Below are 387 nucleotides of genomic sequence, written 5' to 3' on the forward strand. Positions count from 1 at the left end.
CGGCCGGGATTTCGGACCGCGTCCTGTGCACGGTCACAGTCGGATAACGATGCCCCGGCCCCCCTGTGGGGGCGCGTGCCCGCGTGATTACCTGTGCACGTTCACAGGCTGTGACCGTGCACAGGGCGCGGGCGCGACGACGCGACGGAGGGGCACGTGGCAGAGCTCGGCTGGCCGACGGAGGGGATCTCCTACGGCGGCGACTACAACCCCGAGCAGTGGCCGCAGGAGGTGTGGGACGAGGACGTGCGGCTGATGCGCCGCGCGCACGTGACGACGGCGACGGTCGGGGTGTTCTCGTCGTCGCGCCTCGAGCCCCGCCCGGGGGAGTACGACTTCGCGTGACTTGACGACGTGCTCGACCGCCTGCACGCCGGGGGCGTGCGC

Annotated in this window: 1 pseudogene; it reads left to right on the top strand. The window is 72.1% G+C overall.

The annotated features are described in order from the left end of the window. Window positions 1–156: 156 nt before the first annotated feature. Window positions 157–342 (top strand): annotated as a pseudogene (locus G3I71_RS49775) (beta-galactosidase); the annotation flags it as partial. Window positions 343–387 lie beyond the last annotated feature (45 nt).

The organism is Streptomyces sp. SID12501, assembly GCF_010550245.1.
Lineage (GTDB): Bacteria > Actinomycetota > Actinomycetes > Streptomycetales > Streptomycetaceae > Streptomyces.